We start from the raw sequence: 17863 nt of genomic DNA on the forward strand, positions 1-17863 counted from the left end.
TTTTATTCATTACATTTTGCCAATGCTTCGGCTAACTTTTCCCTCCCCCAATCAGGGTGCAAAGCCGTTTCAGGTTTAAAGGTAGCAAAAAGTTCTTTGGTCCGTTGTAATTCACCACAAAAGCCTTGAACATCCTGTCCGAAATACTTCGCTTTTCCTATATCAAAAAGTACTTTTTCCAAAGCAACTCTCGGATTTTCCGGTTCTAATTCAGCTGCTTTATTCAAAATATACATTGCATCTGCCGAGTTTTGACGCCCGTACAACATTGGATCTACCAAAATCCAACCGGTTAAAATACGTGCCTGAATAATCAGTACTTCTGCATTTTCAGGCTGTAAATTATTAGCCTTATCCTGAAATCCCTGAGCAGTTTCTAACAATCTTTTCATTGTTTCTTGATTTTCTCTTTGCTCAAACGCGTCGGCTGTATACAATAGTGACAAATAATAATACGGTAACCAATTGCCGGCATCGGATTCTGTTACTTCTTCAAACAATACTTTGGCTTCTTCATTTTTAGATTGTTGCCAAAATGATAAAGCTTTTTCCATCTTACTCTCACTCATGCTCTGAGCCGAAAGCAACTTAACTATTAAAAGAGCAATAATTGTAATTAATCGTGTCATAGTATTTTGTTTTTAAATTTTCACATGACAAAGTTGCGTTAGCTTTTCTTCCTATCGAAATGTTCCTGACCGAACTGTTGAATTAATAGGACGAATTGTAGTTCTTGCCTATCTTTGCTTTTCACAAGCTCTTATTTATGTTAAAAATCAATAAAATACACCATATTGCCATCATTTGTTCAAACTATGAGGTTTCCAAAAAATTCTATACTGAAATTCTGGGGTTCACCATTCAGCAAGAAGTGTACAGAAAAGAACGGGATTCTTATAAACTGGACTTGGCATTAGGAAACAATTACTGCATTGAACTTTTTTCGTTTCCGGATCCACCGGCCAGAATATCAAGACCCGAAGCTGCCGGTTTGCGTCATTTAGCTTTTGAAGTAGATTCCATAGAAGAAACATTCAAATATTTTCAGTCTCAAAACATTAAGACAGAACCTGTGCGAACCGACGAATTTACAGGCAAAAAATTCTTCTTCTTTGAAGACCCTGACAATCTTCCTCTTGAGTTCTACGAAAAATAATGTTGACAACTTTAAAATCCCAAATCTAAAATTATGCTTACTTTTGTGGTTTATCTAATACCCATGTTATGATTTATAAATTCAGAGTTATACTCGATGCCGAAGAGGATATTTTTAGAGACATTGCTATTGAAAGTGAAGCAACTTTAGAGGATTTACATAATGCTGTAGTAAACGCTTTCGGATTTGACGGAACGGAAATGGCTGCTTTTTACACTTGTGACGACCAATGGACACAAGACGAAGAAATTCCGCTATTTGATACAGGAGATGTTCCGGGAGAAATGAGTGTAATGCACGATTTCGTATTGGAAAACATTTTAGATGAGAACCAGACTAAAATTATCTATGTTTACGATTTCTTCACCATGTGGACCTTTTTTGTTGAACTAGGTGCGATTGAGGAAAAAGAGAAGGGAGAAAACTATCCGCAGCTTTTATTCTCTCACGGAAACTTACCGAATGAAGCACCTGAAACCGGTTTCAAAGGTTCAGCTATGTCTAGTGAAGATATTTACGGCGAATTTAATGATGATCTTGATGATGAAGACTTTGATATGTTTGACGGAGATGATAGCTTTGAAGACTTCGGATTTGATGAAAACTGGAACTAGTTGCCCGTGTAGTTTGTCTGTTTGACAATAAACCGGTATGTACTATTTCTAAAAAATTAAAATTGACTAATTGACACCGTATTTATGATTAACTTATTCAACACCCATATAGAGAACCTTTCCATTCACCGCGTAGGGAATAAAAGCAGAAACGAAGCTATCTTTTTATCTGATGTGCCTTATGCCTTGAACGATGAGATCATGCCTTTATTAAAGGAATTCTTCTTTAAACCTTTCAGAGAAAAAGAAGAAAACTATTATCAATTTGCTCATGAAGTAGATTTAGAATACAACGAAATGTACAATTTGGTTACAGAGGCGTTTAACAATCCTTCTGAAGTACATACAATCTCTAAAAAAATAGCGAACCATCTGTTTGAGCAGTCTAATCATCCGCATATTAAAAGCGGAGAAGTTTACGTTACTTATTTAACCCATGTTTCTATTGACAACAATGTAGTTGACGCTATCGGGGTTTTCAAAAGTGAGATCAAAACTGATTTCCTTCAGTTTGAAGAAAACGAAAGCAGTCTGAACATGATCCTGCAGCAAGGGGTTAACCTAAACAAATTAGACAAAGGTTGTATCATTTTCAATTATCAAAAAGAAGAAGGGTATAAAATTTTAACGGTTGACAGTAATCGTTACGATGCACGCTACTGGTTAGAACATTTCCTTTCTGTTGATGTTTTCCAAGACGAAAACTTTATGACTAAAAAATACCTTCAGTTCTGTAAAGATTTTGCTAAAGATGTGGTATTGCCGGCTGAAGATAAGCAACAAGAAGTTTTGTTCATGAATCGTGCCATTAACCACTTTGCTAAAAATGATGAATTTGAAGAAACCAATTTCTTGAATGAAGTAATGGAAAACCCTGAGTTCATTCCTGAATTCAAAAATTACAAAGTAGACAAAGGGGCTAAATACAGTATTGAAGATGTTTCTAACTTTCCGATCGCCAATGCTGCCGTAACCGATGTAAGAAAGAAAACCAAAAATACTATAGAACTGGATACGAACATTCAGATCAAAATGGATTTCATTAATCCTGAAAGTGCTGAAAAATTTGTAGAAAAAGGTTGGGACGAAGAAAAACAAATGTATTATTACTTAGTATATTTCAACAAAGAATTAAAATCATAAACATTTTACTTTTGTTCTTTAAACTGTCTAAAAGGATGTATCTTTAAAACAAACTAAGTTACCACATCTTTTTAGACAGTTTCTTTTTTTAGTACTTTTATAATTCAATTGCTCATTTTTTAGTAATACATGAAAAAAATAAAATTCCCTACAGCACAAACCATCCTTATCATCATTGCAGCCTTAACGATGCTTTTAACTTGGATCATTCCGACAGGAAAATATGATACTTTAACTTATAATAAAGAAAATGATAGTTTCATCATTACAACTCCGGAAGGCACTGAAACTATTGCTGCTACTCAGGAAAATTTGGAGCAACGCAACATTAAAATTTCTATTGCTAAATTTAAAAATGAAGACATCCGAAAACCGATAAATATTCCCGATACTTATAAAAAGATCGATGCTAAACCCCAAACAATAGTAGATTTTATAGAATCACCAATAAAAGGAATTATTGAAGCGGCAGACATTATTTTTCTTGTTCTGATCATCGGCGGACTGGTCGGCATCATGAACACGACCGGAGCATTCAATGCAGGCATCAATTGGTTAGCCTTAAAACTGAAAGGAAAAGAATATTTACTGATCATTTTTGTTACACTGTTAATTGCTTTGGGCGGAACGACCTTTGGTTTGGCAGAAGAAACGATTGCATTCTATCCTATTCTGATTCCGGTTTTTCTTGCGGCTCGTTATGACGCTATGGTCGCTCTGGCCTCTATTTACTTAGGCTCATCAATCGGAACTATGTTTTCTACCGTAAATCCGTTTAGCACCATTATTGCTTCAAACGCTGCAGGAATCAACTGGACCACCGGAATCGAAGGACGGATCATTGCTTTAATTCTGGGGACATTGATCTGTATAATTTATATCATCTGGTATGCCAATAAAGTAAAGAAAGATCCCTCAAAATCGGTCATTTTTGAAGAAAACCAAGTCATTCTGGAACACTATCAGAGCTTAGAACAAACCGTTTTACAACTCAACGCAAAACTAAAATTGATTGTATTCATTTTTATTATGGCATTTGTCGTTATGATCTATGGTGTTTCCCTACTGGGATGGTGGTTTGTTGAAATGTCCAGTGTATTTCTGGTAGCTGCTGTACTGATCGGCTTTATTGCCCGAATCAAGGAAAGTGAATTTGTCAACTCCTTTATCAATGGCGCTGCAGAATTATTAGGAGTTGCTCTTATCATAGGAATTGCCCGTGGTGTTTCAGTCATTATGGAAGAAGGTTTTATCAGCGATACCCTTTTATACCATGCCAGTCAATTTACTTCAGGCATGAATGAAATCGTATTTGTAAACAGTATGCTGATCACTTACGGAGGCTTGTCCTTCTTTATTCCTTCTTCATCCGGAATGGCGGTCTTAACTATGCCTATCATGGCTCCTTTAGCCGATTCCTTCGGATTGGGCAGAGAAGTTATCGTTAATGCTTACCAATACGGTATGGGGTTATTTGCTTTTATCAACCCAACCGGACTTATTTTAGCCTCTTTAGCCATGATCAATGTGGGATATAACAAATGGCTGAAATTTGTAATGCCTCTGGTTTTCTTATTACTGCTTTATACTATTTTAATTTTAACACTTTCTGTTTACTTATAGTTATTAATTGACTTTTGTTTAACATTTGTTACAATTCTATTCAACATTTTTTTAGTAAATTTGAAAGAAAAAGTCATGGCTAAAAAAGTAGTTAAAGATAAAAACGGAATTTTAGAAGCTTATACTCAGGAACTTCTAAAAACAAACGAAAAACCGAAATCAGTTTATGCTTTTTGTGAAAGCATTAAGATCAGTGAAAAAGAATTTTATGAGCATTTTACCAATTTTGATCAATTAGAAGAAAGTGTTTTTACCTATTTCTTTGAAGCTACAGTAAAAGCTTTGAGTAATAGCAAAGATTATGATTCGTATGATGCCAAAACTAAACTTTTGAGCTTTTATTTTACTTTTTTCGAACAGCTGACGGCAAACCGAACCTTAGTTTTACTTCTTTTAGAAAATGGGAAACCTGCCTTGGAAAACCTGAAAAAATTAAGTTCACTTCGTGTTGAATTCAAAAAATATGTAGACGGTTTAGGTATAAAACCTGTTGATCTCCCAAAAGAAAACTTAGAAAAGATACAACAAAAAGGTATTTCTGAATTGGCATGGCTTCAATTAATGTCCACTTTGAAATTCTGGATCGATGATACCTCAGCCGGGTTTGAAAAAACAGATGTTTTTATTGAAAAGTCGATACAAGCAGGTTTTGATTTCTTAAGTCTTGAACCACTTAAAAATATCATTGATTTCGGAAAATTCATTTGGCAGGAAAAAGTAAAAGCGTAAGTCATGAAAACAATTGACAACATTCCGACCTCTAAAATTGAAAGAGCTTCTAAATTATTGCAAACCGGAGCAAAAGTTGGTGCCAATTATTTAAAATACTACGGCAACAAACTCATTAAAACAGAAGAAGAAGCCAAAGAGCAACTAAATCTTGACAATGCTTCGGATATTTATGACAGTTTAAAACAACTCAAAGGAAGCGCTCTTAAAGTGGCTCAGATGCTGAGTATGGAAAAAAGCATTCTGCCGCAAGCCTATGTAGAAAAGTTTTCATTGTCACAATTCTCGGTTCCTCCGCTTTCTGCTCCTTTAGTTACGAAGACTTTTAAAAAATATTTCGGCAAAAGTCCGAATGAAATTTATGACACCTTTAATCCTGTTTCAATTAATGCAGCCAGTATCGGTCAGGTACATGAAGCTGAAAAAGACGGCAAAAAATTAGCCGTAAAGATCCAGTATCCCGGTGTTGCACAAAGCATTTCCTCTGATCTGGCTTTGGTAAAGCCCATTGCTATTAAGATGTTCAATATCAAAGGAAAAGATTCCGACCAATACTTCAAAGAAGTAGAAAACAAGCTCATCGAAGAAACAGATTATGTCAATGAAGTTAAACAAAGTATTGAAGTAGCTGAAGCATGTCAGCATTTGCCTAATATTCTATTTCCGAAATATTACAGCAAACTTTCTTCTGAACGAATCATTACAATGGACTGGATGGAAGGGCAGCATCTTTCTGAATTTACTGCTGTAAATACCGATCAGGAAAAAGCAAACCAAATCGGGCAGGCACTTTGGGATTTTTACATGTACCAGATGCATATATTAAAAAAAGTACATGCCGATCCGCATCCTGGAAATTTTTTAGTGAATACAAACGGTGAACTTATTGTATTGGATTTTGGCTGTATGAAAACTGTCCCGGAAGAGTTCTATGCTCCCTATTTTGAATTGGCACAAAAAGAAAACATTAATAATCCCGACTTATTTGAACGGAAACTATACGATCTGGAAATTTTGAAACCTAATGACTCTAAAGAAGAAATTGTTTTCTTTAAAAAACTCTTTCATGAAATGTTGAGTTTATTCACGCAACCGTTTCACAATACTACTTTCGATTTTTCGAATGAGGTCTTCTTTGGTAAAATAGCTGAATTGGGCGAAAAATACTCTAAAGATACTGAGATCCGAAATATGAATGGCAATAGAGGATCCAAGCATTTTATTTACATCAACCGAACATTTTTCGGTTTATACAACTTAATGCACGACATTAAGGCCCAAAACATCAGCATCAATAATTATCAAAATTATATAGCATAAAAAAAACGCCTGTACAGGCGTTTTTTTACTATATACACTTCTTAAAATTTTGTCTTATGATAAAGCCGCTTTCACTTGGTCAGCTGCTTCTTGGAACTGCACTGCTGATAAGATCGGCATCCCAGAATTATCGATCAATTCTTTAGCAATCTCTGCATTTGTTCCTTGTAAACGTACAATGATAGGCACTTTAATTTCGTCTCCCATATTTGTATAAGCATCTACAACACCTTGCGCTACACGGTCACAACGAACGATACCACCGAAAATGTTGATCAAAATTGCTTTTACATTAGGATCTTTTAAGATAATACGGAAAGCGGTTTCTACACGTTTAGCATCTGCTGTACCTCCTACATCTAAGAAGTTAGCTGGCTCAAAACCTGCATATTTAATCAAATCCATTGTTGCCATTGCTAAACCGGCACCGTTAACCATACAACCTACTGTTCCGTCAAGGTCAACATAATTTAAACCAACTTCTTTAGCTTCTACTTCAATTGGATTTTCTTCTCTTACGTCGCGCATCTCTGCTAAATCTTTGTGACGGTATAAAGCATTGTCGTCTAAAACCACTTTAGCATCAACTGCTAAAATTTTATTATCTGATGTTTTTAAAACCGGATTGATCTCAAATAACGAAGCATCAGCTCCGACATAAGCTTTGTATAAAGCATCAACAAATTTTACCATGTCTTTGAAAGCATCTCCTTCACATCCTAAATTGAAAGCGATTCTTCTTGCCTGAAAAGCTTGTAAGCCAACAGCAGGATCGATCTCTTCAGTAAAGATCAAATGAGGTGTTTTTTCTGCAACTTCTTCAATATCCATCCCTCCTTCTGTAGAATACATGATCATATTACGACCTTCTCCACGATTTAAAAGAACAGACATGTAAAACTCTTTTGTTTCACTTTCACCCGGATAGTAAACATCCTCAGCTACTAAAACTTTATGAACTCTTTTACCAGTTGGAGGTGTTTGAGGAGTGATCAAATCCATTCCGATGATTTGTCCGGCGATTTCTTTAACCTGATCTAAATTTTTAGCCAGTTTAACACCACCACCTTTACCGCGACCACCTGCGTGGATTTGCGCTTTAATTACGTGCCATCCAGTACCTGTTTCAGCAGTAAGTTGTTTTGCCTTTTCAACCGCTTCTTCAGCATTGTTAGCTACATACCCTCGCTGAACACGCACACCATAGCGTGATAATATTTCTTTCCCTTGATATTCGTGTAAGTTCATAATTTTTGATTGTTATTCTTTATTTATGTGGAACAAAAATAGCAAACTAATTTTTAAATGGCTAACTTTTTTGTATATTATTTGGGAATTTGATATACACATCTTTTTGTTATTTTTAATCAAAATTTGATTTTATTTTTACATATAAATAACATTTTGTTATAATTTGTTAATTATTGTTACAATATTGATTTCTTCAGAATTTATTCCTTTACTTTGCACAAAATTTTAAAAATGAAAACGCAAGATTTAGTACAGTTAGTAGAGGAATTTGGGAGTCCGCTGTATGTGTATGATGCCGAACGAATTGAACAACAGTATCAACGATTAACAAAAGCTTTCTCTAAGGTTGAAAATTTTAAAGTCCATTATGCTGTAAAAGCACTTTCCAATATTTCCATTTTAAAGGTTTTAAAAAAATTAGGTTCCGGTTTAGACACTGTTTCCATTGAAGAAGTTCAGTTAGGGCTACATGCAGGATTTGACCCGAAAACCATCATGTACACACCGAATGGTGTTTCACTGGAAGAAATTGAACAGGTAGCTAAATTAGGTGTTCAGATCAACATTGATAATTTATCCATTTTAGAACAATTCGGAACACTCCACCCGAAAATTCCGGTTTGTGTTCGAATCAATCCACATGTTATGGCCGGAGGAAATGCCAATATCTCAGTAGGGCATATTGATAGTAAATTCGGTATCTCCATACACCAATTACCCCATTTACTTCGCATTGTAGAAAATACTAAAATGCACATTAACGGTATCCACATGCATACAGGTTCTGATATTCTAGATATTGATGTATTCCTATATGCTGCTGAAATTTTGTTTGAAACCGCTAAACACTTTAAAGATCTGGATTTTATCGATTTCGGTAGCGGATTCAAAGTTCCGTATAAAAAAGACGATATTGAAACGAATGTTGAAGAATTCGGAAAAAAACTAACCAAACGTTTCTTAACTTTTGAAAAAGAATACGGTCGTTCGTTAACTTTGGCTTTTGAGCCCGGAAAATTCTTAGTCAGTCAGGCCGGTTTCTTCTTAACAAAAGTAAACGTGGTAAAACAAACAACATCAACAGTTTTTGCAGGAGTTGACAGTGGTTTCAATCATTTGATCCGTCCGATGTTATACGGTTCACAACACTATATTGAGAACATCAGCAATCCCAAAGGAAAAGAACGATTCTATTCGGTTGTAGGTTATATTTGCGAAACTGATACTTTTGCCTCCAACAGAAGAATTGCTGAAATTAAAGAAGGTGATATTTTGTGCTTCCACAATGCCGGAGCCTATTGTTTCTCTATGTCTTCTAACTACAATTCCAGAGTAAAACCTGCCGAAGTTTTATGGTTAAACGGAAAAGGACATTTGATACGCCAACGGGAAACATTTGAAGATATCCTGAAAAATCAGGTAGAAGTTGAAGGTTTATAATTTAGATTAAAATTGGTTATAAAAAACGGCTGCGCATTTAATTGAGCAACCGTTTTTCTTTATTCTTTCAGTACTTCCTCTAAAACTTCAGCTTCTGTTCCGTTAGGAAAAGTTATCTTTAACTTTTGAGCTAAGGTAGGAGCGATTTGAGTTATGTATTTCTTTTGATGACTTTCGCCTTTTGGTACCTTCCAACCATAAAAAATAAGCGGCACGTGGGTATCGTATGTATAAGGCGAACCGTGTGATGTTCCTGTTGCTGAATATTCTATATAAGCCGGTTTGAAAATAAATACCAGTTCGCCGTTTTGAACAGGATCATAACCTCTTGCTATACAATTCAGATAATAATCTGCTCCGGCAGCAGCATGCATCACGTCCTCTTCGGTATAAACACGCTTAATGAATTTTTGACGGTATAAAAAGGTTCTGAAAGCTTCTTTTACTTCGGATAAATCTAAACCTTTCTGCTGAATTAATTCTTTATTCAGGAACAGGTTAAAATTGGAATAATTCAATAACAGATCCGCACCGAAATGTTCTTCTGAGAAGGCATGAATCGAGTTTTCAAAATTTTTGGTAAGGATATTATCGACATCGTATTTGTTGTCTTTTAAATAGGTAACATTTTCAGCTCCGGCATGGTCAGCCGTTAAGAAAACTAAATACTGGTCTTTACCAACTGTTTTATCTAGGTAATTTAACAAGTCGGCAATAGCCAGATCCAGCCTTAAATAAGTATCCTGCAACTCTATAGAACGGGGTCCTAAAGCGTGACCGATATAATCTGTTGAAGAAAAACTTACCGTTAAGAAATCGGTTACAGCATCTTGCCCCAGTTGTTCGCTTTGAATGGCTCTTTTAGTAAAATCAACGATTAAATTATTTCCGAAAGGACTGCTTCTTAAAACACCGGCATCATTGCTTTCATACATTTCTTTCATGTTGTAAGGAAAGAAGGCTTGTTTTTTAAATAATTTCCCTTCGTAAGGATTATTATCATTCAAACTTTCGTTATAGGCAGATTTAGGCTTCAGCAAATCCCAAGTCTTATTGGTGTATTCTAAATAATGTTTTTCATCGTTAAACTGTTGCGCCCATTTCGGCATCTCAGCTCCGTAATACGTACTACTTACAAAATTACCTGTTTTACTGTACCAGAAAGCCCAATTGGCAAAATGACCCGCCGGAAGAATAGCTCCTCTGTCTTTAATACTGATCCCGATCACTTTCCCTTCAAATTTAGTAGCCAATTTTAATTCGTCAGTAATCGTTGTTGCCTGAAGATTTTTAGGTGACATTTTGCCTTCACTTTCTGTTCCTCCGCCCAAAGTGGTAACCGAATCATCATCTGTACAATACATTTCTTTACCGATCGCTTTATTGAACCAATAATTCCCTACAATTCCGTGTACTGAAGGTGTCGTTCCTGTAAAAACAGAAGCATGTCCGGGAGCCGTAAAAGTCGGTAAATAATTGTAATGTGTATTATGGAACGTATAGCCTTTGTCCATTAATCGTTTGAAACCGTCATTTGAAAAATCATCTGCAAAACGGTACAGGTATTCCATTTTCATCTGATCTACAACAATTCCGACAACTAACTTTGGTTTTTGCTGTGCAAAGGATAGTACTGCTGTTAAGGCAAAAAACAGTACACTGATTTTAGTTTTCATTTTTATTTTTTTAGTCTGTAATTTCTTCTATATCATAACAAAACGAAAAGTCCTTATGATAAACGTAAAGTTGTGTTTTGTTGTGCTGGTCTTTTCTGACGAAGAATGAGATCTTAACAGCTATTCCTTCTACATTAGTGCATAAATAGGAATTAACCTCATCTGTCTCTGAAATTTCTTTCCCTAAATACTCTACAATTCTGTAATATTGAATATCAGAAGAATAAATAACAATTTTATTTTTATCGTAATCCAATGTCACAATAACTTCTGTTGGTTTCGGTTTGGTCCATTTTTTCCATTTTCCGTAATGGTCTTTTTCTAAAATAGACAAAGAGGTTGTCTTAAAACGGAAAGATTGCGCCGAAACAAACACTCCGCTAAATAATAATAACAATGTCAGGTATTTAAAAAACTTCATAGTCTTAGAATTCAATTTTACTAACTTCTTGTTGCGCCTGGCGGAACTCATTGATTACATTTTCAACAATTGTATCAACCGGCAATATCTCATGGATAACTCCTGCAATTTGTCCGATCTCTAATTCGCCTTCTACCAAATCGCCTTCAAACATTCCTTTTTTAGCTCTTGCTCTTCCTAAAAGTGCTTTTAAGTCTTCCGGCGTAGGACATTTTGCATACAATTCCTGTAAGTCATTGTAGAATTTATTCCTGATCAAACGAACGGGTGCTAACTCTTTTAATGTCAACATCGTGTCGCCTTCATTGGTTTCCACAATCGTTTTCTTATAATTTTCGTGTGAACTTGATTCAACAGATGCGGCAAAACGGCTTCCCATCTGCACACCATCAGCTCCTAAAACCATAGCGGCAAGCATTCCTCTTCCTGTGGCAATACCTCCGGCAGCAATTAACGGAATCGTCACTCTTTCTTTTACCATCGGAATCAATGTCAGTGTGGTTGTTTCGTCTCTTCCGTTATGTCCACCGGCTTCAAAACCCTCTGCTACTATGGCATCGACTCCGGCTTCCTGCGCTTTTAAGGCAAATTTGGTACTACTCACAACATGTACCACTGTAATTCCGTTCTCCTTTAAAAAAGGCGTCCAGGTCTTAGGGTTCCCGGCTGAAGTAAAAACGATCTTCACACCTTCTTCTTTAATGATCTGCATAATCTCCTCTATATTAGGATACAGCATAGGAACATTAACTCCGAAAGGTTTATCAGTTGCTTTTTTACATTTTTGGATATGTTCACGCAAAACATCCGGATACATCGATCCGGCTCCTATTAGTCCAAGTCCTCCGGCATTACTCACTGCACTGGCTAATTTGTAACCGCTGTTCCAAATCATTCCTCCCTGAACTATAGGATATTGTATATTAAAAAGTTGTGTAATTCGATTCATTATTGTTTGATTAATTTCCCTCGCAATTTACTATTATTAGTGGAAAAATCATAGAAGTAAATCCCGGAAGCCCAATCATCGGTTGGTACTTTTACCATTTGCCCCTCAACCTTAACCGTTAAGACTTTCTGTCCTAGTTGATTAAAAACCTCTAAATTACCTGTATTGCTCTCTTTTGGATCGATCCATAAATAATCTGCAACCGGATTAGGATACAAATGAACCTCTTGTAGTTGAAAAGATTGCGCCGACAAAGCATTCGTTAAAGCCAATTGAAAATCCGGCACTCCGTATCCTTTATAAATATCAGGAGTGGCATACTGATCTGCTGATTCTTTGACAAACTGAATGACCTCAGCTGCTGTTAAATTCGGTAGAGCCGACCAAAAAGTAGCTACCATTCCCGCTAAAATGGGACTGGAAAAAGAAGTTCCGCTTGCTGTAGTTATAGTTCCGGTGGTTGAACTGATCGTGGCACTCAAACCTTTTGCACATACATCAGGCTTAACTCTGTTGTCGGCTGTATTTCCGATGGAACTGAAAGAAACATAATTTTCAGAACTATCTACGGCTCCTACCGTCAAGATATTTTCGGCATCGGCCGGAATGCCTATGTGCGGTTCAGAAGTACTTCCTTCGTTTCCGGCACTAACTACACAAACTATTCCTTTTTGAAAAGCCATGGAAGCACCTCTTGAAGCAAAGCCAACCTGACCGTCTCTCATCGCATAAGTGTATGTATAGTTCGGATTATCATAACTTCCATAGCCTAAAGATGAATTGATCACGTCAACTCCCAGACTATCGGCTTTTTCTGCTGCTTCTACCCAATACGATTCTTCTACCGGATTTTCTGAATTTACATCTTCAGTAATGAATAAATAATATTCTGCATCCGGTGCTGTTCCTACTAATTGTCCGTCTACATAACCTCCCATAGTAGACAGTACATTTGTACCGTGATTGTGACGTGTGTAGAAATTCGTATTTCCGTCGGGATAATTATAGCCTCCTAAGATCAGATTATTATCATGTAATCTCTGAAAAGGTGATGCTGTATCTACTCCTATAAATCCGGCATCTAAAACCGCAATGATCTTTCCGGCACCGGTATAATCCTGTTGGTGTAACAGATCTCCGTTTAACATTTCAATCTGGTTGGCAGAGTTTCCATAACTGAAATTAACCTCTACTTCAAATTTGTCTTTTACTTCTCCTACTCTGCTAGTTGCAACCGGTGTGGTACTTCCCGGACCGGTAAGTGTATTTAAGGAATGGTTTGCAAAATAAATATGATCTACAAATGATAAAGCAGTTAATGCCTGTATATCAGTCTGAGTTCCTCTTACATGAACGGCATTCAGCCACTTGGATTTTGCCATAACAGTAATTCCGGTTGATGTTTCTATTTGCCCTAAATAAGCCGTTGAAACGGGAACATCTGTATCGTCTAAGGCTATTCCCTGATTTGTTCTCCTGTCTAATGCTTTTTGAGAAAGCATTTGTAACGGATTCGCTAAATAATAAGAAGCATCAGGCTTGTCTGTAAAATAAACCCATGCATCTTCTTGTGAAAAGATTAATATCGGCAGTAAAAAAATGAAGAAAGTTAGTAATGTTCTTTTCATGATTCTTTCTGATTTATAGTATGGTAAAGATAACTAAAAATCTGAAAGATCAGCTTAAGCCGGTTCTAATGTAAAATTACTTAACGGTTAAATATATGAATATACAGTAGGCTGTTAATAATAAGGTTCCTTCTTTTAAACTTAAACTGTTCCGTTTGGGTAAAAATACTAAAGGTAACAATGCTAAAGCAAACCCTAACATCCAGTAAATGTCATTCCCAATGATCTTAGGGTCTATATGGTTGATCGGCTTGATAATAGCTGTGATCCCTAAAACACTTAGAATATTAAAAATATTTGAACCGATAATGTTTCCGATGGAAATATCATTCTCTTTTTTCAATGCTGCAATAACGGAGGAAGCCAGTTCCGGAACACTGGTTCCTATTGAAACGACTGTAACGGCAATGATACGGTTGCTCACCCCTAAACTTTGTGCTAAGTTCACGGCTCCTTTGATCAATAATTCTGAACCTGCCCAAAGTCCGACACTTCCGGCAATTAACAAACCGAAGATCGTCAGATAACTCATATTCTCATCTGATGAAAGCTCGTCAGAATCAGACACAATGGTTTTATTCTTCCTGATCAGGTAAATGATGAAAGCTATTAAAATGGCAATAAAGATAAAGCCCTCTACTCTGCTCAAAACACCATCTCCCAGTAAAAAGATATACAATAAGAACGAAGCCAGCATTTTCATTGGCCAATCGGTCGCATAAAAGCTGGTTTCCACCTGAATGGCATTGATCAATAGCACGACTCCTAATACTAACCCTATGTTACCGATATTAGATCCTACTACATTACCTACTGCAATATCCGGAAAACCATCTAATGCTGCTTCTATACTTACAATCATTTCCGGAGCAGATGTAGCAAAGGAAACAACGGTTAAACCGATAATGATCTTGGAAATATTAAATTTAAGAGACAAACCTACTGCAGACTTTAGCAGCCAGTTTCCACCCAATACTAATAAAACCAATCCAATAATGACGTAGAATAAATTCATAACTATTGATTAAAATGCGAATATAACTATTTGTTTAGATTTTAAACTTCTTTACAATGAGCAAAAGGTATTAAAAAGAAAAAAGACTAAGACGTTTTTACTTCTTAATCTCTTCTATACTTATCCTTTCTTTCAGACTTCATTATGAAATTACACCGCTTCCTAACACTTCGTCATCATGGTGCCAAGCCACAAATTGCCCTTCCGTAATTGCAGATTGCGGTTGGTCAAAAACAACATACATTCCGTTTTCAAATTGGTGCAAGGTAGCTTTTTGCAAAGGCTGTCTGTAACGGATCCGAGCCATTACTTCCATTGTTTCTCCAGATTTTAATGCCAAATCTTCACGAATCCAGTGTACTTCACTTTGCTGTATGAACAATGCTTTTTTAAACAATCCTGGATGTTGGTTTCCCTGACCGGTATAGATCACATTGTTCTCCACATCAGTTTCAATTACATAAAGTCCTTCTTTTGTTCCTCCGACATTTAAGCCTTTTCGTTGTCCTTTCGTAAAATAATGTGCTCCCTGGTGTTTTCCTACTATTTTTCCCAGATCTTTAGCATACTCACGATTTTGTGATTCAAATTGCAACTCTTCTTCCAGTGAAGCAAATTCCGGTTTTTCTGTTTCATAGATAGCGGCTTCTGCCGGAATCTCAACAATTATCCCTTCTTTTTGTTTTAATTTTTGCTGTAAAAACTCAGGTAAACGCACTTTCCCGATGAAACACAAACCTTGTGAATCTTTCTTCTCTGCAGTAACCAAATCTAATTTTGCGGCTATTTCGCGTACTTGCGGTTTTATTAATTCCCCAATAGGAAACAGCGCTTTTGACAATTGTTCTTGCGACAACTGACACAAAAAATAAGATTGATCTTTATTTCCGTCTTTTCCGGCTAGTAACTGATAGATCTCTTTCCCGTCTTTTTCAATAGTTCCTTTACGACAATAATGTCCCGTTGCTACATAATCAGCTCCTAAGGACAAAGCAATTTTCATAAAAACATCGAATTTGATCTCCCGGTTGCACAAAACATCCGGATTAGGCGTACGCCCTTGTTCGTATTCATTGAACATATAATCTACTATGCGCTCTTTGTATTGTTCGGATAAATCGACCGTTTGAAAAGGTATTCCTAATTTTTCAGCTACTAAAAGGGCATCATTACTATCTTCCAACCACGGACATTCATTAGAAATGGTTACAGAATCATCATGCCAGTTTTTCATGAACAAGCCGATCACTTCATAGCCTTGCTCTTTTAACAAATAAGCCGCAACGCTAGAATCTACACCACCTGAAAGTCCTACAACAACTCGTTTCATTTATTTTTTATCGTTTTTAGTTTCCAATTCCCCCGGATTATCCATTTTAAAGGTTTTACGGGTATAATGTGTCACTTTTTCTTTTTTAACTAATTTTCCTTCTTCGTATGTTTCCCAATAACCGACTTTTCGTCCGTTATTATAGGTTCCTTTAAACTCCAAATGTCCGTTTCCGTCATAATAGGCAACATTGCCGTGAAGTTGTCCATTTTTATAATTGATATCTTCAAGCAGCTTTTCGTTTTCACCATATTTCTTGTAATTCCCGTCTAACAGTCCTTTTTTATAATGAGATATCTCCGCTACCGAACCGTCTCTGTAGAACACTTTTCTTTCGCCTTCCAGTTTTCCATTCTTATAGAACTCTGTTGTCATTAACTGAGGGCTGTCTAAATGGTAATATTTCCATTCACCTTCCGGTAGCTTATTCTTCAAAAGTCCTTCGCTTACTTTATTACTTTTTTGATTGTAAAAAATAACATAACAGCTTCCGTTTCCTTTAGAAAAATCACGTGTAGCAATAACTGTCCCTGCCTTTGTGTCATCAAAATACTTAAATACACCTATTTCTTTTCCATGTTCAAAAGTTCCTTCATAACGAGGGCGTCTTGATTGCTCGTGAACTCCTTTCCACAATCCGTGACGCTTACCGTTAGTGTCATATTGATTGATCTTTTCCTGAGCAGCCATTAAAAATGAACTTAGAACAAATAAAAGTATATATCGCATGGTTTTATTTTTTTTCATAATTATCAAATAGTTTGCCAAGTTCAATTGCACGTTCATTAGCAGCCTCAACTCCTTTTCCTATTCCTTCAAACTGATTGAATGCATTAAACATTTTTAAAGCAGCTTCTGTTGTTCCTCCTTTAGAAGCTACTTTATTAATCCATTCCTGATGAGGGATCTTGCTTCGGTTTTGCAACTGAACAGCTCCTAAAAAGGTTTGATTGACTAAGAATTCTGCTTCTGATTTTGAAAAGCCTAATTTTATAGCCGATTCAATCATGGCATTCATAAAATAAAAAACATAAGCCGGTCCGCTACCGGAAACGGCTGTTGCGGCATTCAGCATTTCTTCTTTTTCAATATAAATTGATTTTCCGGTTGTATTAATCAGGTTCTGAATAATAAACAATTCTTTTCTGTCCAAATCATTGGAAGCACAAAAAACGGTCATCCCCAAACCGATCTGTGTCGGGATATTAGGCATTGAACGCACAACTTTTGTATTGGAAAACGCTTCGCTAAGACTGTTTATTGTAATTCCTGCCATCACAGACAAAATCAGATGTTCAACATGAATAAAAGGCTTTATGGTTTCTGCCAGAGCATTAAAATCCTGAGGTTTAACGGCTATAATGATGATGTCCACATCAAAGACTTTTGCTGTAGGCTTTGTGTAAAAATTAGCAGCATCGATCGGGAATCTTTCCTTTTGTTGAATTTCACTGCGATTTAACACAAAAATATCTGATGAAGCCACAAAACCTGAACCTACAAAACTGTTGGCATAGGTTTGTCCCATATTTCCGAAACCAATAATTAAAACTTTCATACTGCAAGAT

At 36.2% G+C, this 17863-nt stretch carries 17 protein-coding genes; 7 read left to right on the forward strand and 10 right to left on the reverse strand.

The genetic code is table 11. The features are described from left to right. Window positions 1–2: 2 nt before the first annotated feature. Complete coding sequence (locus NHF50_RS02050; protein WP_252774891.1) at window positions 3–629, reverse strand: hypothetical protein; 627 nt, start codon at window positions 627–629, stop codon at window positions 3–5. Window positions 630–766: 137 nt separating this feature from the next. Between NHF50_RS02050 and NHF50_RS02055 the strand changes: the two genes are divergently transcribed. The 6 genes from NHF50_RS02055 (at window position 767) to NHF50_RS02080 (ending at window position 6585) form a co-directional block, all read left to right on the forward strand. Further along, entirely contained in the window at window positions 767–1156 is a 390-nt protein-coding gene (locus NHF50_RS02055; protein ID WP_252774892.1) for a VOC family protein, read from the forward strand. 68 nt (window positions 1157–1224) lie between these two features. Further along, complete coding sequence (locus NHF50_RS02060; protein WP_252774893.1) at window positions 1225–1770, forward strand: plasmid pRiA4b ORF-3 family protein; 546 nt, start codon at window positions 1225–1227, stop codon at window positions 1768–1770. Between the two features lie 84 nt (window positions 1771–1854). Then, window positions 1855–2913, forward strand: a complete 1059-nt coding sequence (locus NHF50_RS02065; protein ID WP_109568115.1) for a nucleoid-associated protein — start codon at window positions 1855–1857, stop codon at window positions 2911–2913. Between the two features lie 129 nt (window positions 2914–3042). Continuing rightward, window positions 3043–4536: a YfcC family protein gene (locus NHF50_RS02070; RefSeq protein WP_252774894.1), complete on the forward strand. Its 1494-nt coding sequence runs from the start codon at window positions 3043–3045 to the stop codon at window positions 4534–4536. 75 nt (window positions 4537–4611) lie between these two features. Next, the gene (locus tag NHF50_RS02075) at window positions 4612–5265 is read left to right on the forward strand and encodes a TetR family transcriptional regulator C-terminal domain-containing protein (protein WP_252774895.1); all 654 of its coding nucleotides are present in this window, start codon (window positions 4612–4614) and stop codon (window positions 5263–5265) included. A 3-nt stretch (window positions 5266–5268) separates the two neighbouring features. Continuing rightward, a complete protein-coding gene (locus tag NHF50_RS02080) occupies window positions 5269–6585 on the forward strand; it encodes an AarF/ABC1/UbiB kinase family protein (RefSeq protein WP_252774896.1) in 1317 nt (438 codons plus the stop codon). A 54-nt stretch (window positions 6586–6639) separates the two neighbouring features. Here the strand turns inward: NHF50_RS02080 and sucC are convergent, their stop codons facing one another. Continuing rightward, the gene (sucC, locus tag NHF50_RS02085; protein ID WP_109568118.1) at window positions 6640–7833 is read right to left on the reverse strand and encodes an ADP-forming succinate--CoA ligase subunit beta; all 1194 of its coding nucleotides are present in this window, start codon (window positions 7831–7833) and stop codon (window positions 6640–6642) included. A 234-nt stretch (window positions 7834–8067) separates the two neighbouring features. On the opposite strand from sucC, the gene lysA reads away from it, so the two are divergent. Then, on the forward strand, window positions 8068–9276 hold the full coding sequence (gene lysA, locus NHF50_RS02090; protein ID WP_252774897.1) for a diaminopimelate decarboxylase: 1209 nt from the start codon (window positions 8068–8070) through the stop codon (window positions 9274–9276). Window positions 9277–9335: 59 nt separating this feature from the next. Here the strand turns inward: lysA and pafA are convergent, their stop codons facing one another. The 8 genes from pafA to proC all read right to left on the reverse strand — a co-directional run bounded on the left by pafA (window position 9336) and on the right by proC (window position 17853). After that, a complete protein-coding gene (pafA, locus tag NHF50_RS02095; RefSeq protein ID WP_252774898.1) occupies window positions 9336–10952 on the reverse strand; it encodes an alkaline phosphatase PafA in 1617 nt (538 codons plus the stop codon). Window positions 10953–10962: 10 nt separating this feature from the next. Continuing rightward, entirely contained in the window at window positions 10963–11373 is a 411-nt protein-coding gene (locus NHF50_RS02100; protein WP_109568121.1) for a hypothetical protein, read from the reverse strand. Between the two features lie 4 nt (window positions 11374–11377). Beyond that, a complete protein-coding gene (locus NHF50_RS02105) occupies window positions 11378–12322 on the reverse strand; it encodes a nitronate monooxygenase family protein (protein WP_109568122.1) in 945 nt (314 codons plus the stop codon). Further along, the gene (locus tag NHF50_RS02110) at window positions 12322–13950 is read right to left on the reverse strand and encodes a S8 family serine peptidase (RefSeq protein ID WP_252774899.1); all 1629 of its coding nucleotides are present in this window, start codon (window positions 13948–13950) and stop codon (window positions 12322–12324) included. Before NHF50_RS02110 ends, NHF50_RS02105 begins: the two co-directional genes overlap by 1 nt. A gap of 76 nt (window positions 13951–14026) precedes the next feature. Continuing rightward, window positions 14027–14965, reverse strand: coding sequence for a calcium/sodium antiporter (locus tag NHF50_RS02115; protein ID WP_252774900.1), 939 nt, complete (start codon window positions 14963–14965; stop codon window positions 14027–14029). A 142-nt stretch (window positions 14966–15107) separates the two neighbouring features. Next, complete coding sequence (gene mnmA, locus NHF50_RS02120; RefSeq protein WP_252774901.1) at window positions 15108–16295, reverse strand: tRNA 2-thiouridine(34) synthase MnmA; 1188 nt, start codon at window positions 16293–16295, stop codon at window positions 15108–15110. Further along, complete coding sequence (locus NHF50_RS02125; protein ID WP_252774902.1) at window positions 16296–17024, reverse strand: toxin-antitoxin system YwqK family antitoxin; 729 nt, start codon at window positions 17022–17024, stop codon at window positions 16296–16298. A gap of 4 nt (window positions 17025–17028) precedes the next feature. Further along, on the reverse strand, window positions 17029–17853 hold the full coding sequence (gene proC, locus NHF50_RS02130; RefSeq protein WP_109568127.1) for a pyrroline-5-carboxylate reductase: 825 nt from the start codon (window positions 17851–17853) through the stop codon (window positions 17029–17031). Window positions 17854–17863: the final 10 nt, after the last annotated feature.

Source organism: Flavobacterium sp. NRK F10 (assembly GCF_024054235.1).
In the GTDB taxonomy this organism is placed as follows: domain Bacteria; phylum Bacteroidota; class Bacteroidia; order Flavobacteriales; family Flavobacteriaceae; genus Flavobacterium; species Flavobacterium sediminis.